Annotated in this window: 21 protein-coding genes; 12 read left to right on the top strand and 9 right to left on the bottom strand. The window is 68.1% G+C overall.

Annotation, left to right across the window (positions count from 1 at the left end):
* Positions 1-32: 32 nt before the first annotated feature.
* The gene (locus tag ACZY0Y_RS05990) at positions 33-1,712 is read right to left on the bottom strand and encodes a PucR family transcriptional regulator (RefSeq protein WP_463957092.1); all 1,680 of its coding nucleotides are present in this window, start codon (positions 1,710-1,712) and stop codon (positions 33-35) included.
* A 115-nt stretch (positions 1,713-1,827) separates the two neighbouring features.
* Here ACZY0Y_RS05990 and ACZY0Y_RS05985 point away from each other — a divergent pair, with 115 nt between their 5' ends.
* From ACZY0Y_RS05985 to bcp, 6 genes are all read left to right on the top strand, one after another.
* Entirely contained in the window at positions 1,828-3,315 is a 1,488-nt protein-coding gene (locus ACZY0Y_RS05985; RefSeq protein ID WP_463885635.1) for a CoA-acylating methylmalonate-semialdehyde dehydrogenase, read from the top strand.
* Positions 3,316-3,343: 28 nt separating this feature from the next.
* A complete protein-coding gene (locus ACZY0Y_RS05980) occupies positions 3,344-4,717 on the top strand; it encodes an aspartate aminotransferase family protein (RefSeq protein ID WP_463957091.1) in 1,374 nt (457 codons plus the stop codon).
* Between the two features lie 139 nt (positions 4,718-4,856).
* Positions 4,857-5,018, top strand: coding sequence for a hypothetical protein (locus ACZY0Y_RS05975; RefSeq protein ID WP_463885639.1), 162 nt, complete (start codon positions 4,857-4,859; stop codon positions 5,016-5,018).
* Between the two features lie 38 nt (positions 5,019-5,056).
* Positions 5,057-5,848 (top strand): hydroxypyruvate isomerase family protein, encoded by a 792-nt coding sequence (locus tag ACZY0Y_RS05970; RefSeq protein WP_463957090.1) that lies wholly within the window; start codon positions 5,057-5,059, stop codon positions 5,846-5,848.
* On the top strand, positions 5,841-7,184 hold the full coding sequence (gene allB, locus ACZY0Y_RS05965; protein ID WP_463957089.1) for an allantoinase AllB: 1,344 nt from the start codon (positions 5,841-5,843) through the stop codon (positions 7,182-7,184). Before ACZY0Y_RS05970 ends, allB begins: the two co-directional genes overlap by 8 nt.
* A gap of 96 nt (positions 7,185-7,280) precedes the next feature.
* Entirely contained in the window at positions 7,281-7,760 is a 480-nt protein-coding gene (gene bcp, locus ACZY0Y_RS05960) for a thioredoxin-dependent thiol peroxidase (protein ID WP_463957088.1), read from the top strand.
* 10 nt (positions 7,761-7,770) lie between these two features.
* On the opposite strand, the gene ACZY0Y_RS05955 is transcribed toward bcp, so the two are convergent.
* Positions 7,771-8,619, bottom strand: a complete 849-nt coding sequence (locus ACZY0Y_RS05955) for a class I SAM-dependent methyltransferase (RefSeq protein WP_463885647.1) — start codon at positions 8,617-8,619, stop codon at positions 7,771-7,773.
* A gap of 98 nt (positions 8,620-8,717) precedes the next feature.
* Between ACZY0Y_RS05955 and ACZY0Y_RS05950 the strand changes: the two genes are divergently transcribed.
* From ACZY0Y_RS05950 to purM, 3 genes are all read left to right on the top strand, one after another.
* Positions 8,718-9,062 (top strand): hypothetical protein, encoded by a 345-nt coding sequence (locus ACZY0Y_RS05950; RefSeq protein WP_463885095.1) that lies wholly within the window; start codon positions 8,718-8,720, stop codon positions 9,060-9,062.
* A 65-nt stretch (positions 9,063-9,127) separates the two neighbouring features.
* Entirely contained in the window at positions 9,128-10,810 is a 1,683-nt protein-coding gene (purF, locus tag ACZY0Y_RS05945) for an amidophosphoribosyltransferase (protein ID WP_463885094.1), read from the top strand.
* Complete coding sequence (purM, locus tag ACZY0Y_RS05940; RefSeq protein WP_160663460.1) at positions 10,807-11,970, top strand: phosphoribosylformylglycinamidine cyclo-ligase; 1,164 nt, start codon at positions 10,807-10,809, stop codon at positions 11,968-11,970. Before purF ends, purM begins: the two co-directional genes overlap by 4 nt.
* 81 nt (positions 11,971-12,051) lie before the next feature.
* Here the strand turns inward: purM and ACZY0Y_RS05935 are convergent, their stop codons facing one another.
* Both ACZY0Y_RS05935 and ACZY0Y_RS05930 read right to left on the bottom strand, forming a co-directional pair.
* The gene (locus ACZY0Y_RS05935) at positions 12,052-12,834 is read right to left on the bottom strand and encodes a VOC family protein (protein WP_463885093.1); all 783 of its coding nucleotides are present in this window, start codon (positions 12,832-12,834) and stop codon (positions 12,052-12,054) included.
* A gap of 231 nt (positions 12,835-13,065) precedes the next feature.
* Positions 13,066-13,299, bottom strand: coding sequence for a DUF3073 domain-containing protein (locus ACZY0Y_RS05930; protein ID WP_024364970.1), 234 nt, complete (start codon positions 13,297-13,299; stop codon positions 13,066-13,068).
* Positions 13,300-13,766: 467 nt separating this feature from the next.
* Between ACZY0Y_RS05930 and ACZY0Y_RS05925 the strand changes: the two genes are divergently transcribed.
* A complete protein-coding gene (locus tag ACZY0Y_RS05925; protein WP_463957087.1) occupies positions 13,767-14,480 on the top strand; it encodes a septum formation family protein in 714 nt (237 codons plus the stop codon).
* Between the two features lie 97 nt (positions 14,481-14,577).
* Here the strand turns inward: ACZY0Y_RS05925 and clpB are convergent, their stop codons facing one another.
* A complete protein-coding gene (clpB, locus tag ACZY0Y_RS05920) occupies positions 14,578-17,247 on the bottom strand; it encodes an ATP-dependent chaperone ClpB (protein ID WP_463957086.1) in 2,670 nt (889 codons plus the stop codon).
* A gap of 703 nt (positions 17,248-17,950) precedes the next feature.
* On the opposite strand from clpB, the gene ACZY0Y_RS05915 reads away from it, so the two are divergent.
* Positions 17,951-18,442, top strand: coding sequence for a carboxymuconolactone decarboxylase family protein (locus ACZY0Y_RS05915; protein ID WP_463957085.1), 492 nt, complete (start codon positions 17,951-17,953; stop codon positions 18,440-18,442).
* Between the two features lie 40 nt (positions 18,443-18,482).
* Here the strand turns inward: ACZY0Y_RS05915 and ACZY0Y_RS05910 are convergent, their stop codons facing one another.
* Genes ACZY0Y_RS05910 through ACZY0Y_RS05895 form a run of 4 tightly spaced genes read right to left on the bottom strand, consistent with a single transcriptional unit; the run spans position 18,483 to position 21,564 of the window.
* A complete protein-coding gene (locus ACZY0Y_RS05910; protein WP_463957084.1) occupies positions 18,483-19,532 on the bottom strand; it encodes a sulfate/molybdate ABC transporter ATP-binding protein in 1,050 nt (349 codons plus the stop codon).
* Positions 19,529-20,332, bottom strand: coding sequence for an ABC transporter permease (locus ACZY0Y_RS05905; protein ID WP_463885096.1), 804 nt, complete (start codon positions 20,330-20,332; stop codon positions 19,529-19,531). The genes ACZY0Y_RS05910 and ACZY0Y_RS05905 overlap by 4 nt, the downstream gene beginning before the upstream one ends.
* A gap of 54 nt (positions 20,333-20,386) precedes the next feature.
* Positions 20,387-21,157, bottom strand: a complete 771-nt coding sequence (modA, locus tag ACZY0Y_RS05900; RefSeq protein ID WP_463885076.1) for a molybdate ABC transporter substrate-binding protein — start codon at positions 21,155-21,157, stop codon at positions 20,387-20,389.
* On the bottom strand, positions 21,154-21,564 hold the full coding sequence (locus ACZY0Y_RS05895) for a TOBE domain-containing protein (RefSeq protein ID WP_160663436.1): 411 nt from the start codon (positions 21,562-21,564) through the stop codon (positions 21,154-21,156). Before ACZY0Y_RS05895 ends, modA begins: the two co-directional genes overlap by 4 nt.
* Before the next feature lie 172 nt (positions 21,565-21,736).
* On the opposite strand from ACZY0Y_RS05895, the gene ACZY0Y_RS05890 reads away from it, so the two are divergent.
* Complete coding sequence (locus ACZY0Y_RS05890; RefSeq protein ID WP_463957083.1) at positions 21,737-23,071, top strand: FAD-binding oxidoreductase; 1,335 nt, start codon at positions 21,737-21,739, stop codon at positions 23,069-23,071.
* Positions 23,072-23,085: the final 14 nt, after the last annotated feature.

Genomic DNA, 23,085 nt, shown 5'->3' with positions numbered 1-23,085 from the left:
TCAATGATCGCATTCTGGCTGGATCGGGATGGTCACAGGGTTCGCAGCCGGTACAGGAGGAGTGCGACATGCAACGAGGTCCTCGATTCGGCGTCGTCGAGGTCGACGGCGAGAAGCTCCTCAAGCCGGCCCAGTCGGGCGTAGAGAGTCGGCCGGCTGAGGTAGCCGTTGCGGGCGAGGGCGGCCTTATTGCCACCGGACTCGAGGTACTGCCCGAGCAGCTCAAGGTAGCCTTCCGCGCCCCGGGCTTCGGCGTGCAGCACACCGGCCAGCTCGGACTCGACGAACTGCTGCACGCGGGGGTCTTTGCGCAGCAGGGCCAGCAGCCCCCGCAGTCGAACGTCGGTCGCCCGGTAGAACGGTTTGCGGTCCCCCGGCAGGGTCGCTGCCGTTTCGGCAACATGGGAGGCCTCGTCAATACCCGCTGCCGCCTCCAGCAGGGAACCGCGAAGGCGGCCGACGCCGATGCTCCACTCCACCTCAGCGTGGCCGGGGGGCCGGCTGCCAGCCAGGGAAGGGCCGGACGGGGGAATGTCCCCGGCAAGGGCGCCAGCGAGGCGCTGGAGCATCGGATCTTCGAGTTGCTTCGCCGGGATTGCCAGGATCATGCCGACCGAGCCTGAACGGATACTCGCTGTCAGCGCGGTGCCCGAGACGGACTTGAGGGCACGGGCGAGCTGCTCGAGCAGTGCGCGCTCCTCCTGCTGACCGGCGAGCGGATCTCCCCCGGGCGCCTGGTGGTCGGGTGAGGCACCGGAGCTTTCTCCGCCGCTCCTGAACACAACCGGCACATAGTATGGCGAGCGTCTGAGGCCAAGCGCGGCGGCACGCGCCTGCGCTTCGCCCTCGCTCAGCCCGCGGGGCTGCCGCAGGGCATTGAGGAGCCCGGCCTGCGCCTGGTGGCTAAGCTCGCGCCGGTCCCGCTCAGCCAGCCGGTTGATGGCAAGAGTCTGCGCCGCGCGTTCCAGCACCATGGCCGCCGCCTCGTCGTCCTCGAGCGGCACGGGAACCACGAGCCGCCCCCAGAGTTGCCGGCGCACGCCCACCGGCGTCTGCAACCACGCCTCGGGCCCGCTCCGCGTTGTCTCGGACGCGGACGGCGTGGTCCGCGACCTCCGTTCCCAGTCCTCGAGGAGCTCGGTGGTCTGGAGCTTGCGGGCTGAATATGCGAGGACAAGATGCGAGAGGTCCTCCAGAACCACGGGAGCACCGATCATGGCGGCCGCCCGTTCCACGACTTGCTCCGTCCCCGCGCTTTCCAGGCTCAGCACGGTAAAGGCTTCGTGGACGTCCCGCGCCCGTTCGACGCGCTCCAACTGCTCGGCCACGATCATCCGGTGCACGATCTCCGTAATCTGCACGAAGCGCACGCGCCGTTCGACGACGATCACGGGCAGCGCCGTGCCAAGCGCGGCCGCGCGCAGGGCGGCCATGCTGCCCATTCGGTTTCCGATGATTTCCACGATCAGGCCGGAGGCTCCCGCCTCCTCCAGGGAACGGACAAACGATGCCGTGAGACCTGGCGCATTCTCCAGCTCAAGACCCGTGGTGAGCACCAACTCGCCGCCGGACAGCAGCCCGGAAATGTCGAGCACTTCGCTGACATGGACCCAGCGGACAGGGTGATCCAGGGCTCCTTCGCCGCCGAGGATCTGCGGACCTGCGTCGCGCAGCACGGGAAGGCCAAGGATTGAGCGGACGGTGGGCAACATTTACAAAGTGTAAAGCACGCCACAATTCTCTTTACACACCGGCTCTTATGGTGTGACTCCGTGCCGGACACACTGGACGAAAGACACCGCCCGTCCCTCTCACTAGGAGAATTACTTGAACGTCATTGAGCACTGGATTAACGGCAGCTACGTTCCGGCCGGCAGCCGGTCTGCCCCCGTGACGAACCCGGCGACGGGTAAGATCACCGGCCAGGTTTCCCTGGCCAGCCACGAAGAGAGCCGCGCCGCCGTCGCGGCGGCCAAGGCCGCGTTCCCCGCCTGGCGGGACACCTCCATTGCCCGCCGCACACAAATCCTCTTCTCCTTCCGCGAACTGCTCAATGCCCGCAAGGGCGAGCTGGCCGCCATCATCACGTCCGAGCATGGCAAGGTCCTCGATGACGCCCTCGGCGAAGTGACCCGGGGGCAGGAGGTCGTGGAGTTCGCCTGCGGCATCCCGCACCTGCTCAAGGGCAGCTACACGGAGAACGCGTCCACCAATGTGGATGTCCACTCCATCCGGCAGGCACTCGGACCGGTCGCAATCATCAGCCCGTTCAACTTTCCGGCCATGGTGCCCATGTGGTTCTTTCCACTCGCCATCGCCGCCGGGAACACCGTTGTCATCAAGCCCAGCGAAAAGGACCCCACGGCCATCAACTGGATGGCCGAACTCTGGAAGGAAGCCGGCCTGCCGGACGGCGTCTTCAACGTCCTGCACGGCGACAAAGTGGCTGTCGACGCCCTGCTCAGCGACCCCGACATCAAGGCCGTCTCCTTTGTCGGATCCACGCCGATCGCCAAATACGTCTACCAGACCGCGACCGCGAACGGGAAGCGTGTGCAGGCCCTCGGCGGCGCCAAAAACCACATGATTGTCCTGCCCGACGCCGACCTCGACCTCGCCGCCGACGCGGCTGTGAACGCGGGGTTCGGTTCGGCCGGAGAGCGGTGCATGGCCATCTCGGCGCTCCTCGCCGTAGGCGGCATAGCCGATGAGCTCGTGGCGAAAATTGCTGAGCGTACACGGTCGCTCCGCACCGGCGACGGCCTTCGAGGCTGCGACATGGGCCCGCTCGTCACGGCGGTCCACCGCGACAAGGTCGCAGGCTACGTCGACGCCGGGGAGGCCTCCGGTGCCACGCTGGTAGTTGACGGACGCAACGTGGCCCCCGACGCGGAAGGTGACGGCTTCTTCGTCGGCCCCACCCTCTTTGACAACGTCACGCCGGACATGTCCATCTACCAGGACGAAATCTTCGGCCCCGTCCTGGCCGTGGTCCGGGTTGACGGCTACGAACAGGCCCTGGAGCTGATCAACACCAACCCCTACGGCAACGGCACCGCTATTTTCACCAACGACGGCGGCGCGGCCCGCCGCTTCGAGAACGAGGTGGAAGTGGGCATGGTCGGCATCAACGTCCCTGTGCCGGTCCCCATGGCCTACTACTCCTTCGGCGGCTGGAAGAACTCGCTGTTCGGCGATACCCACGCCCACGGCACGGAGGGCGTCGGGTTCTTCACCCGGGGCAAGGCTGTGACCTCCCGCTGGCTGGATCCCAGCCACGGCGGCATCAACCTCGGCTTCCCGCAGAACGCCTGACCGGCGCCACAACAGAAAGGCACTTGACATGACTTCCACTCTTGACAGCGGCGTCCTGCCGCTGCAGCACGGCCCCGAAGGCGCCCGTCGGGCGTACGAACTGGACCGCAAACACGTCTTCCACTCCTGGTCCGCCCAGGACCTCCTGGACCCCATGGTCATCACCGCGGCCCAGGGATCCCATGTATGGGACGGTGAGGGCAACAAGTATCTGGATTTCTCCTCCCAGCTGGTCAACACAAACATCGGCCACCAGCACCCCGCCGTCGTATCCGCGATCGCCGCCCAGGCCGCGAAACTGTGCACCATCGCCCCGAGCTACGTCAATGACGCCCGGTCGGAGGCAGCCCGGCTGATCGCGGAGCGGACCCCCGGCGAGCTGGACAAGATCTTCTTCACCAACGGCGGCGCGGATGCCAACGAGCACGCCGTCCGCATGGCCCGGCTCCACACCGGCCGGCACAAGGTCCTCTCGGCCTACCGCTCCTACCATGGCAGCACCCAGCTCGCCGTGAACCTCACAGGGGATCCGCGCCGCTGGGCCAGTGACCACGCCAGCACCGGGACCATCCACTTCTTCCCGCCCTACCTGTACCGCACCGCGTTCCATTCCACGACGCAGGAAGAGGAAAGCCAGCGCGCCCTGGAACATTTGGAGCAACTGGTCAGTTTTGAAGGTCCGTCCACCATCGCGGCGCTGATCCTCGAATCGATTCCGGGGACCGCCGGGATCTACCTGCCCCCGCCCGGCTACCTTCAGGGCGTGCGGGATCTCTGCACCAGACACGGCATCATCCTGATCGCCGACGAGGTCATGTCGGGCTTCGGACGGACCGGCAAGTGGTTCGCCATCGAGCACTTCGACGTCGTCCCGGACCTGCTCACGTTTGCCAAAGGCGTGAATTCCGGCTATGTCCCGCTGGGCGGCGTAGCCATCAGCCCCGAAATCGCGGCCACTTTCGGACAGCGTGTCTACCCCGGGGGCCTGACCTACTCCGGCCATCCGCTGGCAACAGCGGCCGCTGTGGCCACCATCAACGCCATGGAGGACGAACAGATCGTGCAACATGCAGCGACTCTCAGTGAGACCGTCATCGGGCCGGCCCTGTCCGACTTCGTGGAAAACCACGCGTCCGTGGGCGAGGTGCGCGGAACAGGGGTCTTCTGGGCCATCGAGCTGGTCAAGAACCGTGAAACGCGCGAGCCAATGGCCCCCTACGGTAGTTCCAGCCCGGAAATGAATCAGCTTGTCGCCGCGTGCAAGTCCCGCGGCTTGCTCCCGTTCGCGAATTTCAACCGTATCCATGTGGTTCCTCCGTGCAATATCAGCACAACCGACGCCCAAACTGGCTTGGCCATCCTGGATGAAGTTCTTGAGATCGCAGACGGCCTAATCAGCTGAGCATATTGACAGGCGGTGACTTGCTGTCCCGTTTTGGGACAGCAAGTCATGTGGGCGCGCAAGCCGGGAACCAAACATCGGCGGCGCGGGCAACACGAGCGTCGGGCACCTCCTAGGCGCAGCTTGCTAGCCTGAGGGGGTGAAGTACGAATCGCTGTGGATCGGAATGCTGGTTGGCGCGGCCCTCGGCTTCGCCATCGGCGTGGCCACCGCCGACAAGCCGTTCACGGGCCTGCTAATCGGCATTGCCGTCGGGGCGCTGGTGGGCCTGGCGGCCCGCAAGGACCCCAAGAAGGGGTAGCCCTGGTCCAGCCCCGCCCGCACCGGAAAGAACCCACCATGACGTATTCCGTGAACTGCTCCATCCTGCTGACCGAACTGCCCCTCCTCGAGCGGCCTGCCGCGGCGAAGGCCGCCGGCTTTGACGCCGTCGAGTTCTGGTGGCCGTTCGCAACCTCCGTCCCCGGCGATGCCGAGCTCGCCCGCTTCGAGCGGGCTATCACCGACGCGGGCGTCCAGCTGGCCGGCCTGAACTTCAACGCCGGCGACATGCCGGCCGGGGACCGGGGCCTGGTGTCCTGGCAGGGCCGTACTTCCGAGTTCAGGGACAACATCGACGTGGTGGCTGGCATCGGTGGACGGCTCGGCTGCACCTCCTTCAACGCCCTCTACGGGAACCGGCAGGACGGGATCACCCCCGAGGCCCAGGACGAGCTGGCAGTCGCCAACCTCACGGCTGCGGCCGCTGCCGTGGCCCGGATCGGCGGCACCGTGCTGCTCGAACCGGTCAGCGGCGCCCCGCGCTACCCGCTCCTCACGGCCGACGACGCCCTCCGGGTCATCTCCCGCGTGCAGGAGGAAACCGGCGCGGAGAACATCAAGCTCCTCGCCGATTTCTACCACCTCTCGGTCAACGGTGACGACGTCGCCGCCGTCATCGAACGGCACGCCAAAGACTTCGGCCACATCCAGATCGCCGACAGCCCCGGCCGCGGGGCCCCCGGAACCGGCGGGCTGCCCCTCGGCGATTGGATCGCCCGCAGCCGCCAACTCGGCTACGAGGGCTACATCAGCCTCGAATACAAGGAACCGTTGGCAACCGCCTTCGACTGGGAGCGCCTGAATGTCTGAAGAAACCTTCGACCTCGTCATCCGGGGGCAGCGCGTCCTGACGACGGCGGGCATCGCGCCGCGCGAGGTGGGGGTGCGCGGCGGCAGGATCGTGGCGATCGAGCCGCTCGGCAACGGGCTGTCCGGCGCCGAGGTCATCGACCTCGCGGACGACGAAATCCTCCTTCCCGGGCTGGTGGACACGCACGTCCACGTCAACGAACCCGGCCGCACCGAGTGGGAGGGCTTTGCCTCGGCAACCCGGGCCGCGGCGGCCGGCGGTGTGACCACCATCATCGACATGCCGCTCAACAGCATCCCGCCCACCACCACGGTGGACGCCCTCAAGCTCAAGCGCGAGGTCGCCGGGGACCAGGCGTTCGTGGACGTCGGGTTCTGGGGCGGTGCCGTCCCCGGCAACAAGGCGGACCTCCGCCCTCTGCACGACGAGGGTGTCTTCGGCTTCAAGTGTTTCCTGCTGCACTCCGGAGTGGACGAGTTCCCGCACCTGGACGCCGAGGAGCTGGAGGAGGACCTGGCCGAGCTGAAGTCCTTCGATTCGCTGATGATCGTCCATGCCGAGGACTCCCGCGCGATCGACCGTGCCCCGCACCCGGGCGGTGACCAGTACGCGACGTTCCTCGCGTCCCGGCCCCGCGGCGCGGAGAACAAGGCCATCGCCGAGGTGATCGAACGGGCCCGCTGGACCGGCGCCCGCGCCCATATCCTGCATCTGTCCTCCTCCGATGCCCTCCCGATGATCGCCAGCGCCAAGCGCGACGGCGTCCACCTCACGGTGGAGACCTGCCCGCACTACCTCACCCTGATGGCCGAGGAAATCCCTGACGGGGCCACCGCGTACAAGTGCTGCCCGCCGATCCGCGAGGCCTCGAACCGGGAGCTGCTCTGGAAGGGCCTGCAGGACGGCACCATCGACTGCATCGTCTCGGACCACTCCCCGTCCACCCTGGACCTCAAGGACCTGGAAAACGGCGACTTCGCCGTGGCCTGGGGCGGGGTGTCCTCGCTGCAGCTGGGCCTGTCCCTGATCTGGACCGAGGCCCGGCACCGCGGCATTCCGCTGGAACAGGTGGTGTCCTGGATGGCCCGGAAGCCGGCCGAACTGGCGAGGCTGAACACCAAGGGCCAGCTCGCCCCGGGCTACGACGCGGACTTCTGCATCTTCGCGCCCGAGGAGGCCTTCGTGGTGGACGTCTCCAAGCTGAAGCACAAGAACCCCATCACCCCGTACGACGGCAAGGCACTCTCCGGCGTCGTCCGCCGAACCTTCCTGCGCGGACACGAAATCGACGGACGTACGCCCGGCGGAAGGCTGCTCCGCAGCGGCGTTAGCTGACGGCTCCATCTGACGGCTCCCCGGAATACCGGGTCTGGTCCGGTGGTTGTGCCACGGAACAACGCATTTTCAGTCCACAGACCCCGAAGGATCCCCATGAGCCCCAACCCGACCATCAAGCTCCAGCCCGGAACCCCCGCCCCGGAATTCACGCTTCCGGACGCCGCGGGGCAGAAGGTCTCGCTGGCCGACTACCGCGGCAAGAACGTCATTGTGTACTTCTACCCGCAGGCCGCCACCCCGGGCTGCACCACCGAGGCCTGCGATTTCCGCGACAACCTGGCCTCCCTGCAGGGTTCCGGCTACGAGGTGCTGGGCATCTCCCCCGACGCCCCCGAGTCGCTGGCGCACTTCACCGGCGACTTCGCGCTGACTTTCCCGCTGCTCGCCGATGAAGACCACGCCGTGGCGCTGGCCTACGGCGCCTGGGGCGAGAAGCTGGTCAACGGCGAAGTCACCGAAGGCATCGTCCGCTCCACGGTGGTCCTGGACCCCGAGGGCAAGGTGAAACTGGCGCGGTACCAGGTCAAGGCGCAGGGCCACGTCGCCGCGCTGAAGGAAGAACTGGGCGTCTAGGCCAGCGGCGTTAAGCCCGCGTCCCTGCCACGATGGTGGCCGTTGAACGGAGCCTGATGGCGCCGTCGTGTTCGTAGCGGCCCAGCAGCGCGAAGACGTCGGAGCGGATCAGCTCGCGGGATTCCCGGTCCGCCCTCGCCAGCCCCACCCCCACGGTGGTCGCAATCTCGGTCATGAACTCCCAGTAGAGATCCGGCGACGCCTGGACCAGGTCCGTGCTGACTTTCCGCTCGCTGACATCGACCAGTCCCGCCTCGGTGAAGACCCGGGCCATAAACCCCGGCGCAGCGCAGCGGTACAGCCCGGGTGCGCCGGTCGACGGCACCGGCAGTTCGGTATGGCGGGCGATGGTGCCGAGGATCAGTGTGGCCCACGGGTTCTCGGCGGCCCGGCCCCAGACGGCGGAACTGATCCGCGCACCCGGCTTGGCGACACGCACCATCTCATCCACCGCGGCGGACACTCCGGGGAAGAACATCAGCCCGAAGCGGCAGAGGACGGCGTCGAAGCTGCTGTCGCCGAAGGGCAGGGCGGCCGCGTCGCCGACGGCGGTGCGCACGTTCGCCAGCCCGCGGGCGGCCGCCTTTTCCGATGCAACCCGCAGCATCCCCTCGGAGAGGTCCAGTAGGACGACGCTGCCCCGCCGTGCGAGTGCTGCCGCCGTGAGGCCCGGTTCGCCCGTGCCGGATGCAACGTCGAGGACGGCGGAGTCCGGGCGGAGCCGTGCCTCCTGGATGACGGCGTCGCCGAAGGGGGCATGCCAGCCAAGCACTTCGGCATCCCATTTTCGCCAGCCTGCGGAGAATTCATCCCAGGTGCTGCGTTGCTGGTCCCTGATCCGCTCCGCTGAGGCTGACATGGCGCTCCTCTTGGCTGTTCCGTGCCCTCCCCCAACCCCTAGTGTGCTCCCGCCGCCCCGGCGGTAGCAATGGCTGCCGGGGCAGTAGGCTTAACGGCATGTCTACCCCCGAAAACTCCGGCACCGCAGGCGAGCAGCACGTCCCCGAACGGCGCCAGGTCACCGTGCGCCGGGCGCCGAAGTACGTGCCGTTCCTGGTCCTGGGCGGGCTCCTGGGCTTTGCCGTCGCCGCGTTCCTCGCCTACGGCCTCCCGGGCGATGAAAGCTACGACGCCGGTTCCGTGTTCGGTTTCTTTATGATCCTGTGCGGCGCGGGCGGCGTCATCCTGGGCGGCCTCGCAGCGCTCATCCTGGACCGCCTGAGCGTCCGCCGGGCCAGGCGCGCCGTCGTCGAATCCGTTCCGGATTCGGTGCCCGATCCTGAGGATCAGCCGGGGGCCTGAGCGGGCCGCAGGTCATAAACCGGCCGCCGGGAAAGTCCTAGCGCACAACGTGAGATAATCGACCAGTGGCACGCGGCGATGGAAAACTTTCTCATGATCTTCTCTCTGGCGAAAAAGGCCCGCAGGACGCATGTGGCGTCTTCGGGGTCTGGGCTCCCGGTGAAGAGGTTGCAAAACTCACCTATTACGGGCTGTATGCACTGCAGCACCGCGGTCAGGAGTCGGCTGGTATAGCCACCAGCGACGGCAAGCGGATCAACGTCTACAAGGACATGGGACTCGTCTCCCAGGTCTTCGACGAGACCACGCTCAACACCCTGACCGGGCACCTGGCCGTCGGCCACTGCCGCTATTCCACTACCGGCGCGAGCCACTGGGCCAACGCGCAGCCCACCCTGGGCGCGACCGCGACCGGCACCGTGGCCCTGGCCCACAACGGCAACCTGACCAACACCGCCGAGCTCAAAGCCATGATCGTGGACCGCAACGGCGGCCAGCTCACCGGCGAAATGAAGCAGGGCAACACCTCGGACACCGCCCTCGTCACCGCCCTGCTGGAGGGCGAAGAGGGCAAGTCCCTCGAACAGACCGCCATGGAACTGCTGCCCAAAATCAAGGGCGGCTTCTGCTTTGTCTTCATGGATGAAGGCACCCTCTACGCGGCCCGCGACACGTATGGAATCCGTCCGCTGTGCCTGGGCAGGCTGGAGCGCGGCTGGGTGGTCGCCTCCGAGCAGTCCGCCCTCGCCACCGTCGGCGCCAGCTTCATCCGCGAAATCGAGCCCGGCGAGTTCATCGCGATCGACGAGGACGGCGTCCGCTCCCAGCGCTTCGCCGAAGCGACGCCGGCCGGCTGCGTCTTCGAATACGTCTACCTCGCCCGTCCGGACGCCTCCATTGCGGGCCGCTCCGTGTACGAGTCCCGCGTGGAAATGGGCCGCCAGCTGGCCCGCGAAAACACCCAGGAAGCGGACATCGTCATCCCGGTGCCGGAGTCCGGCACCCCCGCGGCCGTGGGCTACGCCGAGGAATCCGGCATCCCCTTCGCACACGGCTTCGTCAAGAACGCCTACGTGGGCCGGACGTTCATCCAGCCCTCCCAGACCCTCCGCCAGCTCGGCATCCGGCTCAAGCTCAACGCCCTTGAGTCCGTGATCCGCGGCAAGCGCGTGGTGGTGGTGGATGACTCGATCGTCCGCGGCAACACCCAGCGCGCGATCGTCCGGATGCTCCGCGAAGCCGGCGCCAAGTCCGTGCATATCAAGATTTCCTCCCCGCCAGTCAAGTGGCCGTGCTTCTACGGGATCGACTTCGCCTCCCGCGCAGAGCTGATCGCGAACGGCGCCACTGTCGAGGAGATCACCCAGGCCATCGGCGCCGATTCGCTGGCCTACATCTCCGAGGACGGCATGATCGGCGCCACCCAGCAGCCGCGCGAACGGCTGTGCACCGCCTGCTTCACCGGCAAGTACCCGATCGAGCTCCCGGGAGCGGACAAGCTCGGCAAGAACCTGCTGGAACGCACGGATCTCGGCAGCCATCCCGCGGCCGGAGACGCCGCCCTTGGTGCCGCAGCGACGCAGACTGCCGCCGAGGCCGCCGCGGACATCAGCGCCGACGACGATCCGGCCGAAAAAGTCGGCGCCACCGGCTGCGATCCGGGCCCGGACGCCGAATTCGAAGAACTGCTCACCGCTGACGATCGCATTGATCGTTCCATTGCTGCCGACAAGAAAGAGCCCGTATGACTCCCGCCTCCCCGGCCGCTGACATGAACGCCGCCCAGAACGCCGTCGGCATCACCTACGCCTCCGCCGGCGTCGACGTCGAAGCGGGCGACCGCGCCGTAGAACTCATGAAGGACGCCATCAAGGCGACCCACAACTCCTCGGTGGTTGGCGGCGTCGGCGGCTTCGCCGGCCTGTACGACGTCTCGAAGCTGCTCACCTACAAGCGCCCGCTGCTGGCGACCTCCACCGACGGCGTCGGCACCAAGGTCGCGATAGCGCAGGCCATGGACATCCACGACACCATCGGCTTCGACCTCGTCGGCATGGTGGTCGATGACATTGTGGTGGTCGGCGCCGAACCGCTGTACATGACCGACTACATCGCCTGCGGCAAGGTGGTCCCGGAACGCATCGCGGACATCGTGCGCGGCATCGCTGCCGCCTGCTCCGTTGCCGGCACCGCCTTGGTGGGTGGCGAAACCGCCGAGCACCCGGGGCTGCTGGGCGAGCACGAGTACGACGTCGCCGGTGCCGCCACCGGTGTTGTCGAAGCCGCCGACCTCCTGGGCCCGGACCGTGTCCGCGCCGGCGACGTCGTGATCGGCATGGCCTCCTCCGGGCTGCACTCCAACGGCTACTCCCTGGTCCGCCGCGTCATCAACCACGCCGGCTGGGCCCTGGACCGCCACGTCTCCGAGTTCAGCCGCACGCTGGGCGAGGAACTCCTCGAACCGACCCGCGTCTACGCGGCCGACTGCCTGGACCTGGCCCGCACCTTCCCGGTGAACTCCGCCCACGGCGTGCACGGCTTCAGCCACGTCACCGGCGGCGGCCTCGCCGCCAACCTGGCCCGGGTCCTGCCGCAGGGCCTGCTGGCCACCGTGGACCGCGCCACCTGGCAGCTCCCGGCGATTTTCCGGCTCGTGGCCGAGCTGGGCAACGTCCCGCTGGCCGACCTGGAGCGCACGCTGAACCTGGGCGTGGGCATGGTGGCGATCGTCTCCCCCGAAGCCGCTGACGCCGCCGTGAACCGCCTCAATGAACGCGGACTGCCGGCCTGGGTCATGGGCACTGTGGAGGAAAACTCCGACTCGGTGGTCAAGACCGGCCCGGATTACGTGCAGGGCGCCAAGGGTGTCGACGGCGGCGCCGTCCGGCTGGTCAACGCCTACGCCTAACCCTCATCGAGTGCTCCACAAGTGCCTTTTTGAAGCTTCAAAACGGCACTTGTGGAGCACTCGATCTGTGTTTAAGCCGGCCTAGACCTCCAGCACGCTGAACACACCGCCCTGCGGATCCTCGAGGGTGGCGATGGTGCCGGCTTCCTCGAGCTCGTCCGGTTCGATCAGGACCGTGCCGCCGGCAGCCACGGCCGCTGCGACGGCCTCCGCGACGCTGGACACCCCGAAGTACACCTGCCATCCCGGCTTGAGTGTGCCCTCGGCGTCCGCCGGGACCGCCGCGATCCCGGCCACCTCCGCGCCGTCCACCACGAGCGTGGTGTACCGGCCGCCGTCGTCCTGGGGGTATTCGGTCACGTCGTGCCCGAAGAGCTGCTGGAAGAATCCGACGGCGGACTGCGGTTCGGGCGTGAGCAGTTCGGCCCACGCCAGGGCTCCGGGCTCCCCGCTGCGGGCCGCGCCGAAGTGGCTTCCGGCCTGCCAGGCGCCGGTGGTCCCTCCCCCGGGCGGGGCGAAGAAGACCATCACGCCGGTACCGCCGACCGCCTCGGGACCGAACTCGAGGGTTCCGCCGGCGTGCACCAGGTCGGCTGCGAGCTCCCCGGCGTCGGAGGATGCGAAGTACACGTTCCATTGCCCGGGCGCGCCGGCGGCCTGCTGCTGCGGGTTCTGCGGCGCGATCACGGTGACCAGGTCCCCGCCCAGGAAGGCCTGTGCGTAGCTGCGACCGTCCGGGGTGGGCCGGTCCTCGTACCGCCAGCCGAAGACCGCGGCATAGAACGCCTTGGCCGCCGCGACATCACTGGTCTGAAGGTCCGTCCAGCAGACCTCGCCCTCGGTGAACTCCGTGCGAATGGCCATGGCAATCCTTCCGTAACTTTCCTGGTGCGGGCCGGGTGGAACCGGCAGTTTCAACCTAGCTTGAGGGCCCGGCCGGGACAACTGCGCGGCATGGGCTGGCGGACGGGCCGGCCACAGTATCCGGACAGCAGAAAACCCGCCGTCCACCCCCGTACTGGGAGCGGCCGGCGGGCCTGAAATCATGTGGTCGGCAATCCGCTAACGGAAGAGCATGCCGGAAAGAAGTGTCGACTAACCTATCCGACGGGAATCTACCTCGTCGTCATCCTCTTCCACATCGTCCGCGTACTTGTCCACATAGGCCGAATAATCCGGCTCAACAGGCTCATTCGAGAACCGACTCGGTGCACGAACCTCGGAGCTCTTGAGCTCACGCTGAAGCGCAGTGTAGTCAGTGTTCGGGGAATAGTACTTAATATCCCGAGCCTGCTTGGTAGCTTTTGCCTTTTGACGGCCGCGCCCCATGGCGTGACCCCCTTTTGTACTCGGACCGGAGGTGGTCACCATTGGCGTTAGTGAGGCCCCGGAATGTTTGGTCAATTTGTCGTACACCTAGATTACATGCTTTCAGCGGTAACTGCTCCCCGGGACGGCCGCCGTGGACAGTGTTGCCCGCTTCCCGACCCCGGACGGTCCCCCGGCGGCACGCGGGCCGCCCGGCATCTTAGATAGAGTTCCGTAGTGGGTTCCCGGAAACGGGCCCCTCCGCCGGGCGTCCAGCCCCGGCAAAGACGCACGGAAGTGGTGAATTCTCAGTGACCGAAGAGAACGAAAGGCCCGGCGACGCCGGCACGCCTGGTGTTCGCCCTGCCGGTGGGCCCGGCGACCGGTCAGCCCCAGCTGTCCCGCCTGCCGGACCGGCCGTTCCCCCGAAACCGTCGACGCCGCCAACGTCCGCGACGCCGGTTGTAGCGCCGCCCGCTGGTCCGCCTGTGGCGCCGCCGACGACGCCGGTTGCGCCGCCGCCCGTCCGCCCGTCAGTCCCGCCGGTCATCCGGTCCGACGCCGGGCGGCCCGGCTCACGCCGCCGCCGGGGTACCCAGGACGCCGCGGGGGCAGCCGGCGCCGCACTCGCGGGAGCCGGCAAAATAGCTGCGGAAAAAGCAACACAACTGGGCGGCTGGGTCCGCCGCCAGGCTCCGGCGCGGATCGGCGCCGCGGTGGCCGCCGTCGTCGTCCTGGGTCTGATGATCTGGTGGCTGAGCTCGCTGGGCGGCGGCGCCAAGCAGCCCGCGGCGGGCACCTCCCCCGCCACCTCTGCGACGTCGTCCGCGCCCGCCAGCCGGGGGCCGCTTCCGCTGGAAGGGGTGGGCCCGCTCGACTTCCGGCTCGGCGACTGCTTCAAGGATTTCGACCCGGAAGCGCCCACGTCCACGGTGGTCGACTGCACCACCGGCCACTCGGCCCAGCTGGTCGCAATCGAGCATTACGCCGACGGGGACTCCTACCCGGGCCGGGACCCGCTCAAGCAGAAGGCTCTGGACGCGTGCAAGGCTGCGCCCCTGACGGAGAAGCAGTCCGCCTATGTGCTGGGCTACAAGCTCGCGTACCCAAGCTCCACGAGCTGGGACAACGGCGACCGCCGCGTCGACTGCTATGTCACCGCGGACACCGGAAACGTCATCATGGAATCGCTGATTCCCTAGGAGTCTCCCGAGCGGTTCAGCCCCACAAGAACTGCCAGCCGGAACCAGGTCCGGCTGGCAGTTCGTGTTTAAGGCTTGTGCCTGCGGCGGCGGGACCTTACTCCTTGCGGCTTACGGAGAGTCCGCTGCCGGTGGAGGCGCCGCCGTCGGGCCGGTCAGACGCCTGGGCGCCGCCCATGGTGAGCTCCGTGAGGTCCGGGGCCGTATCGACCAGTACGGTGTCGCCGTCGGTGATCTCGCCGGCCAGGATGGCCTTGGCCAGCCGGTCGCCGATTTCGCGCTGCACGAGGCGGCGCAGCGGCCGGGCGCCGTAGGCCGGGTCGAAGCCGGTCACAGCGAGCCAGGCGCGGGCCCCTTCGGTCACTTCCAGGTTGAGTCGGCGGCCCTTGAGGCGTTCGCCCAGCTCCTTGACCTGCAGCTCCACGATTCGGGACAGCTCCTCGACGCTCAGCGGGTCGAACAGCACCACCTCGTCGAGCCGGTTCAGGAACTCGGGCTTGAAGGAGGCGTGCACGGTGGCCATCACGGCCTCCCGCTTGGCGTTCGCGTCCAGCGTCGGGTCGACCAGGAACTGGCTGCCCAGGTTGGAGGTCAGGACCAGGATCACGTTGCGGAAGTCCACGGTGCGGCCCTGGCCGTCGGTGAGGCGGCCGTCGTCGAGCACCTGCAGCAGGATGTCGAACACCTCGGGGTGGGCCTTTTCCACCTCGTCCAGCAGGAGCACGGAGTACGGACGGCGGCGGACAGCCTCGGTCAGCTGGCCGCCCTCCTCGTAGCCCACGTAGCCGGGAGGCGCCCCGACGAGGCGGGCCACGGAGTGCTTCTCCGAGTATTCGGACATGTCGATCCGCACCATGGCGCGTTCGTCGTCGAAGAGGAAGTCGGCCAGGGCCTTCGCCAGCTCGGTCTTGCCGACGCCGGTGGGGCCGAGGAACAGGAAAGAACCGGTGGGCCGGTTGGGGTCGCTGATCCCGGCCCGGGCGCGGCGGACGGCGTCGGACACCGCGGTGACCGCCTTGGACTGGCCGATCAGCCGCTCGCCCAGCACGTGCTCCATCTCGAGCAGTTTCTGGCTCTCGCCCTGCAGCATGCGTCCGGCGGGGATGCCGGTCCAGGCGGAAATCACCTCGGCGATGTCGTCGGCGGTGACCTCCTCGGCCACCATAAGGTCCTGTTTGGCCCCGCCGCCGGCCACGCGGGCCGACTCCGCTTCGGCGGCTTCATTGAGTTCCCGCTCCAGGGCGGGAAGTTCTCCGTACAGGATCCGGGAGGCGGCCTCGAGGTCGCCTTCGCGCTGGAATTTCTCGGCGGCGGAACGCAGTTCGTCGATCCTGGCCTTGAGGTCGCCGACGCGGTTCAGGCCGGCTTTCTCGGCCTCCCAGCGGGCGTTGAGCCCGGCCAGCTCCTCTTTTTTGTCGGCCATGTCTGCCCGGATGGCGGCAAGCCGCTCCACTGATGCGGGATCCGTCTCGTTGGCCAGGGCCAGTTCCTCCATGGTCAGGCGGTCCACGGAGCGGCGCAGCTGGTCGATCTCCTCCGGGGCGGAATCGATCTCCATGCGCAGCCGGGAGGCGGCCTCGTCCACGAGGTCGATCGCCTTGTCCGGGAGCTGCCGGCCGGAGATGTAGCGGTTGGAGAGCGTGGCCGCGGCGACGAGGGCGGAGTCGGCGATGGCCACCTTGTGGTGCGCCTCGTAGCGTTCCTTGAGTCCGCGCAGGATGCCGATGGTGTCCTCGACGCTCGGCTCCCCGACGAAGACCTGCTGGAAGCGGCGTTCCAGGGCGGGGTCCTTCTCGATGTTCTCCCGGTACTCGTCCAGGGTGGTGGCACCGATCAGCCGGAGCTCGCCGCGGGCCAGCATGGGCTTGAGCATGTTGCCGGCGTCCATGGAGCTGTCCCCGGACGCGCCGGCGCCGACCACGGTGTGGATCTCGTCGATGAAGGTGACGATCTGGCCTTCGGAACCCTTGATTTCCTCCAGGACGGCCTTGAGCCTCTCCTCGAATTCGCCGCGGTACTTGGCGCCGGCCACCATGGAGGCGAGGTCCAGGGCGATCAGGGTCTTGCCGCGCAGGCTTTCGGGGACGTCCCCGGCGACGATCCGCTGGGCGAGTCCTTCGACGACGGCGGTCTTGCCGACGCCGGGCTCGCCGATGATGACGGGGTTGTTCTTGGTCCGGCGGCTCAGCACCTGGATGATGCGGCGGATCTCGGCGTCGCGGCCGATCACGGGGTCCAGCTTGCCGGAGCGGGCAATCGCGGTGAGGTCGGTGCCGTACTTCTCCAGTGCCTGGAAGCTGTTTTCGGGGTCGGCGTTGTCCACTTTGCGGTCGCCGCGGACGCCCGGCAGGGCGGCGAGCAGGGCCTCGTGGGATGCTCCGGCGTCGCGCATCAGCTTCCCGACGGCGTCGCTACCTGACGCGAGCCCCAGCAGCAGGTGCTCGGTGGAGACGAAGGAATCGCCGAGCCGCTCGGCCTCGTTCTGGGCATTCTTGATTGCCTGCAGGGCCGTGCGGGACAGCTGCGGCTGCTGCACCGAGCTGCCGGACGTGGACGGCAGCGCCTTGATGGCGGAGCTGGCCTGGACGCTGACGGAATCCGGGTCCGTGCCGGTGGCGCGGAGGAGTGCGACGGCGACACCCTCGCGCTGGTCCATCAGCGCCTTGAGCAGGTGGGCGGGTTCGAGCTGCGGGTTACCCGCCGTCGAGGCGTTCATGGCGGCTGCCGCAAGAGCCTCCTGGCTCTTGGTGGTGAATTTGGCGTCCAAAGAGAGCTCCTTCCGGGAACATGCTGATATTAAAGTTGAGTCTACTCCGCTCAACTTTGCATTGGGTCCCTTTGGCTCCATGTTTGCCCACGGCGAAACGGCTGTCTAGGGCCGGAGTCCCCTCAGGGCACCTGACCCGTCCCCGGGGGACATGCCCTCCGCCCGCCCGGGCCACTGGACATAGTCCCAATATGCCCACTCGCCACGCCCCCCGGTTGGACATGTCCGCATGGATTCGGCACCGAGAATGAGCATGTCCCCCCGCGAGCGCAGGCTGCAGGGCTGGCCCTGGACTGGGCGTGCCCCCACGGACCGCCCTCCACGAGTGTGCATGCCCTCCGCCCGCCCGGGCCACTGGACATAGTCCCAATATGCCCACCCGCCAGGCCCGGGACTGGGCATGTCCCCGCGGGGTTGGCACCAAGAATGGGCATGTCCTCCGCGGCCACAGACTGCAGGACTCAGGACTGGGCATGTCCTCACGGGCGGGCCCGGCTAACCCGTTAAACCATTTCGACGGTCGGCTCCCCCAAGGAGCCGACCGTCGAATAATGGGGACTGGTCCGATGTCGGCGGACCAGCTCCGTGGAGCGGTCGAGGGAACCGCTCCTGCAGGGAATTTCGCTATACCTGCATCTTGTCACGCATGTGACAAATTTGTCACGTAGATTTTCCGGTGTTTCGCATGGGTAGTCTTTTGACCATGGATGAGACAGCAGTAGCGCAGCACCACACCACCCGATCCGTGTTCCTGGACAAGGAGCACCCTGCCGCGTGGCGGGCCCTGAACGGACTCGGCCTGAAAGCCAAGGAGGCCGCGGACGAGGCCGGCCTGGACCGGACGCTAATCGAGCTGCTGAATGTCCGAATTTCGCAGATCAACGGCTGCGCGTATTGCCTGGACCTGCACGTGGGCGACGCCGTGAAGAACGGCGAATCGGCGCAGCGCTTGGCCGTCCTCCCGGCCTGGCGGGACACCGACCTCTTCACCGAGAAGGAACGTGCCGCCCTGACCCTGGCCGAGGCCATCACCAACATCTCGGACGCCGGCGCCCGCGAGCGCGAGGGCGCCGCCGCCAGGAAATACCTCACGGACGGGGAGTTCTCCGCCATCAGCTGGCTGGTGATCACCATGAACGCCTTCAATCGGGTCTCAATCGTCAGCCAGCACCCCGTCCGCAAGGACCGCGGATAGCCTGCCCGGTCCCGACGCCGTCACACCGGTCCCGACGCCGTCACACCGGGTAGATCGACACCGCCGCAGCCTTGACCACGAAGTAGACGCCCAGGCCCGGCGCGAGACCCAGGTCCGCGGAGGCGGCCGGGGTCACGTCCGCGGACAGCTCGCCGGCGCGGACCCGGATCTGGTCGCCGTGCGGCTCAAGGTCCGTGACTGTGACGCGGAACGAGTTCCGCGGGCTGCCGTGCGCCTCGCTCAGGAACACTGACACGGCCGACGGCGGGAACGCGGCCACGCCGGCCTGCCCGGCAACCAGCGGCGCGTCGTGCTGACCGGCAAACTCGAGGCCCTCGGCCGTCCGGATCCCTGCGGACGTCACGGTTCCCGAGACGAGGTTCAGCCCGGCCAGCCCCGCGGCGAAGCGGCTGCGCGGCCGCCGGAGGACCTCACGGGTGGGGCCGTCCTCGGTGATCCGGCCCTCCTCCATCACGATCACCCGGTCCGCGAGCATGTAGGCATCCAGGACGTCGTGGGTGACGATGATGGCACGCCGCCCGGCCAGCACCCGCTTGAGCAGCCGCCGCAGCAGCGGAGCCGCATGGATGTCCAGGGCGGACAGGGGCTCGTCCAGCAGCAGTACCTCCGGATTCACGGCCAGGGCCCGGGCCGCCGCCACGCGCTGCGCCTGACCACCGGACATGTCCCCCGGCCGCCGGTCGGCGAGGTCGGCGGCGTCGACCTCGGCCAGCCAGCGCCGGGCGGTCTCCCGGGCCTCACGCTTGGGTACCCCCGCGCTCCGGGGCCCGAAGGCCACGTTCTCGAGCGCGCTCAGGTGCGGAAACAGCAGGGGGTCCTGGGACAGCAGGGCGGTTCCGCGGCGGTGCGGCGGAGTCCAGGTGTGCACTTCCCCGGCAAGGTCGAACAGCACCCGGCCGTTCACCTCGGCCCGGCCGGCGTCCGGGCGGAGCAGCCCCGCGATCACACCGAGCAGGGTGGATTTTCCGGCCCCGTTCGGGCCGAGCACGGCAACGCTCTCGCCCGGCGCCAGGCTCAGCGAGACCTCAAAGCGGCGGGCGGCGACGGCGGCGTCGAGCGTGAACGTCATGCCGAGACCTGCCCCGGTGTGCCCGCACCGATGGCCGCCTTGCTGCCGGACCCGGCGGGCCCCGGGCCGCGGTAGGAGAGCCCGACGACGACGACCGCCACCACGACCAGCAGCAGGGACAGCGCGACGGCGGAGTCGGCGTCGGTCTCGCGCTGCAGGTAGATTTCCAGCGGAAGCGTGCGGGTGACTCCCTGCAGGCTCCCGGCGAACGTGAGCGTGGCGCCGAATTCACCCAGGCTCCTGGCGAAGGACAGCACGGCCCCGGAGGCGAGCCCCGGCAGGACCAGCGGCAGGGTGACGCGGCGCAGCACGGTGGTGGGGCGCGCGCCGAGGGTTGCGGCGACGGCCTCGTAGCGGCTTCCGGCCGAACGGAGGGCGCCTTCGAGGCTGACCACGAGGAACGGCAGGGCCACGAACGTCTGGGCGAGGACCACCGCCGTCGTCGAGAACGCGATCTGGATGCCGGCGATTTCGAGGCTCTGGCCCAGGAGGCCCTGGCGGCCGAAGGCGTAGAGCAGCGCGATGCCGCCCACGACCGGGGGAAGGACGAGCGGCAGCAGGACGAACGAACGCAGCAGCCGCTGGCCGGGGAAGTCGCCGCGGGCCAGCACCAGCGCCAGCGGCACCCCGAAGAGCACGCACAGGGCTGTGCTCGCGGCGGCGGTGCGGAGGCTCAGGCCCAGGGCCGTGAGGGACGATTCGGAGGTGACCAGGGGGATGAACTGTGGCCAGTTGACCCGGGCAACCATGGCCGCGAGCGGCAGCAGCACAAACAGCGCCCCGGCGGCGGCGATGGCCATGACCCAGCGTGGGATCCCGTTGTAGGCGCTGTCCCGTCGGCGTTTCACGCGGCCCTAGGGGATTCCGAAGCCGGCGGCACTGAGGAGTTTCTGGCCCTCGGGGCCCGTGACCGTTGCAATGAAGGCGGCCGCTAGGTCCTTGTTCCTGGCCGTCCGTACCGCGGCGATCGGGTAGGTGTTGACGGCCTTGGCCGCCTCGGCGAACGGGACTTCCTTCACCTTGCCCCCGGCTGTCCGGACGTCCGTGACGTAGACCAGCCCGGCGTCGGCCTCTCCCGAAATGACTTTGCCCAGGACATCGGTGACAGACGATTCCTCGCTCACCGGCGTCAGGGTGATGCCGGTTTCCTTCTCGACCGTCGTCGCGGCGGCGCCGCAGGGAACCTGGGCGGCGCACATCACAACCTTCACCCCGGGCCTGGCGAGGTCGGCGAAAGAGCCGATCGACGCCGGATTGGCCGGGGGCACGGCGATGGTCAGCACGTTGGTGGCGAAGTCCCGGGGCGATCCTTCCACAAGCGAGGCGTCGGAGAGCTTGGCCATGTTCCTGGTGTCGGCGGAGGCAAACACGTCCGCCGGTGCGCCCTGGCTGATCTGGGTGGCCAAATCGGAGGACCCGGCGAAGCTGAGGGTCACCGTGGTTCCTGGGTTCCTGGTCTCGAACTGCTCGGCGAGCGCCGTGAAGGGTGCCTTGAGGGACGCCGCGGCGAAGACGGTGAGGGTCTTGCCGGCGCCGCCGTTTCCGGCAGGCGCGGCGCAGCCCGCCAGGCCGGCGGCAACGAATCCCGCCGCCAGCAGGGCGGCCGCCCTGAACGCGGGCCTCATATGACGCCCTTGCCTTTGGGGGTCTCAATGATCACCGTCGTGGCTTTGACGACGGCGGTGGCGACCGAGCCGAGCTCCAGGCCGAGGTCCCGCACGGCCTCGCTGCTCATCAGGGACACCACCCGGAACGGCCCGCACTGCAGTTCCACCTGGGCCATGACGGTGTCGGCGGTGATCGCGGTGACGAGGCCGACGAAACGGTTGCGGGCCGAGCTGCCCGCCCTGGCCGGGTCGTCGGGAAGCTGGGCCTGCTCCCGGGCGAGCCGCGCGAGTTCCAGCCCGTCCACGGCGAGGCGCCCGGCGTCGTCCTTGTGCGGGGTCAGGCTTCCGTTCTCGGTCCAGCGCCGGATGGTGTCATCGCTGACACCCAGCAGCCGGGCCGCCTCGGAAACGCGAATATTAGGCATAGGGACATTCTAACCCGCATCTGCGGAGCTGGAGCTGGCATTTGGGCGCAAAATCGAAAACCCAGAATGGCACCCGACAGCTTCTTCAAACCGATTCCCATAGCTTGGGCGCTGTCGTTGGTCCTAAAATCTTTGCGAGGGGTGGAGCCTCGGTCGCCCAAGGAGCAGCGCCATGAAATGGGTCAGGCCGGAGAACCCGGACTACGACGAAACACGCAAACTTTTCAACGCGATGATCGACCGGCGCCCGGCCGTCATCGCCCAATGTGCGGACCCGGGCGAGGTGGCCGAGGCTCTGCAGCATGCCAAGGACTACAGCCTGGCCGTTGCCGTCCGCGCCGGCGGGCATTCCGTTGCCGGTATGTCGACCAATGACGACGGTTTGGTAGTTGACGTCCGGCCAATGAAGTCAATCTCGGTGGACCCGGACAACAAGACGGTGACGGTGGGGGCCGGCGTGACGTGGGGCGAGTTCGACCGGGCCACGCAGGAACACGGCCTCGCCTGCACCGGCGGGCGGGCTTCCACCACCGGCGTCGCGGGCTTCACGCTGGGCGGCGGTTCGGGGTGGCTGGAGCGCTCATACGGCTTCGCGTGCGACAACCTGCTTTCCGTCAATCTCGTGACGGCCTCCGGAGAGCGGGTGACCGCCAGCGCCCAGGAGAACCCCGAGCTGTTCTGGGCCCTCCACGGCGGCGGAGGCAACTTCGGCGTCGCCACCGAGTTCACGTTCCGCCTGCATCATCTGGGTCCTGGGGTTCAGGCAGGCCTGATGCTCTGGCCCGGCGATGCCTCGGCCGAGATCAGCCGCGCCTACCGGGAGCTTTGCCTTGCTGCCCCCGACGCCGTGGGCACTGCCCTGGTGTTCCTGACGGCACCGCCCGAGCCGTTCGTTCCAGCCGGGATGGTGGGAAAACAAGGAGTAGGGCTCGCCTATCTTTATGCGGGAGACCCCTCTGACGGTGCGGAACACGCTGCGCCGTTCCGGGACCTGGGCCCGGCCGTGGATCTGGTCAGCGAAATGAATTATGCCGATTTCCAGTGCATGATCGACGACCCGCCAAACCTGTACAACTACTGGAGCGCCGACTATCACGACGAGTTGCCGGACCCCGCCCTGGACGTGCTCGTGGAGTCAGCGCAGAACCTGCCGGGCCCCCACTCCCAACTTCTGGTTGCCAGCTGGGGCGGGGCGGTGGCGGGGCCGGAGGCTGCCCAGACACCACTGCAGAACCGCAACGCCCAGTGGGTCTCGCACCCGTTCGGGCTGGAGGAAACACCGGAAGGCGGCCAGGTGGCGAAGGCCTGGGTGAAAAAGTTCCGCCAGGACATCTCCCCCTATGCCACGGGCGGCGTCTGGCTCAACTTCGTCGGCGACGAAGGCCAGGACCGGGTCCGGGCGGCCTTCGGCGAGGAGAACTACAACCGGCTGGCCCGGGTGAAACGGGACTTCGATCCGGAGAACACGTTCCGCGGCAACCAGAACATCCGGCCCGCCGCTTCCTGATAGCCGGGCCAGTC

The sequence above is a fragment of the Pseudarthrobacter kochi genome, from assembly GCF_055412805.1.
This window is presented reverse-complemented; position numbering and strand designations above follow the sequence as displayed.

What these genes read in the sequence shown, in the direction of transcription:
- ACZY0Y_RS05955 (WP_463885647.1), bottom strand. Translation starts at nt 8,619, where the DNA reads ATGTCAGCCTCAGCGGAGCGGATCAGGGACCAGCAACGCAGCACCTGG.
- ACZY0Y_RS05990 (WP_463957092.1), bottom strand. Translation starts at nt 1,712, where the DNA reads ATGTTGCCCACCGTCCGCTCAATCCTTGGCCTTCCCGTGCTGCGCGAC.
- ACZY0Y_RS05915 (WP_463957085.1), top strand. Translation starts at nt 17,951, where the DNA reads ATGGATGAGACAGCAGTAGCGCAGCACCACACCACCCGATCCGTGTTC.
- ACZY0Y_RS05950 (WP_463885095.1), top strand. Translation starts at nt 8,718, where the DNA reads ATGTCTACCCCCGAAAACTCCGGCACCGCAGGCGAGCAGCACGTCCCC.
- ACZY0Y_RS05980 (WP_463957091.1), top strand. Translation starts at nt 3,344, where the DNA reads ATGACTTCCACTCTTGACAGCGGCGTCCTGCCGCTGCAGCACGGCCCC.
- ACZY0Y_RS05935 (WP_463885093.1), bottom strand. Translation starts at nt 12,834, where the DNA reads ATGGCCATTCGCACGGAGTTCACCGAGGGCGAGGTCTGCTGGACGGAC.
- bcp (WP_463957088.1), top strand. Translation starts at nt 7,281, where the DNA reads ATGAGCCCCAACCCGACCATCAAGCTCCAGCCCGGAACCCCCGCCCCG.
- ACZY0Y_RS05970 (WP_463957090.1), top strand. Translation starts at nt 5,057, where the DNA reads ATGACGTATTCCGTGAACTGCTCCATCCTGCTGACCGAACTGCCCCTC.
- ACZY0Y_RS05910 (WP_463957084.1), bottom strand. Translation starts at nt 19,532, where the DNA reads ATGACGTTCACGCTCGACGCCGCCGTCGCCGCCCGCCGCTTTGAGGTC.
- ACZY0Y_RS05905 (WP_463885096.1), bottom strand. Translation starts at nt 20,332, where the DNA reads ATGGCCATCGCCGCCGCCGGGGCGCTGTTTGTGCTGCTGCCGCTCGCG.
- allB (WP_463957089.1), top strand. Translation starts at nt 5,841, where the DNA reads ATGTCTGAAGAAACCTTCGACCTCGTCATCCGGGGGCAGCGCGTCCTG.
- modA (WP_463885076.1), bottom strand. Translation starts at nt 21,157, where the DNA reads ATGAGGCCCGCGTTCAGGGCGGCCGCCCTGCTGGCGGCGGGATTCGTT.
- ACZY0Y_RS05930 (WP_024364970.1), bottom strand. Translation starts at nt 13,299, where the DNA reads ATGGGGCGCGGCCGTCAAAAGGCAAAAGCTACCAAGCAGGCTCGGGAT.
- ACZY0Y_RS05895 (WP_160663436.1), bottom strand. Translation starts at nt 21,564, where the DNA reads ATGCCTAATATTCGCGTTTCCGAGGCGGCCCGGCTGCTGGGTGTCAGC.
- ACZY0Y_RS05890 (WP_463957083.1), top strand. Translation starts at nt 21,737, where the DNA reads ATGAAATGGGTCAGGCCGGAGAACCCGGACTACGACGAAACACGCAAA.
- purM (WP_160663460.1), top strand. Translation starts at nt 10,807, where the DNA reads ATGACTCCCGCCTCCCCGGCCGCTGACATGAACGCCGCCCAGAACGCC.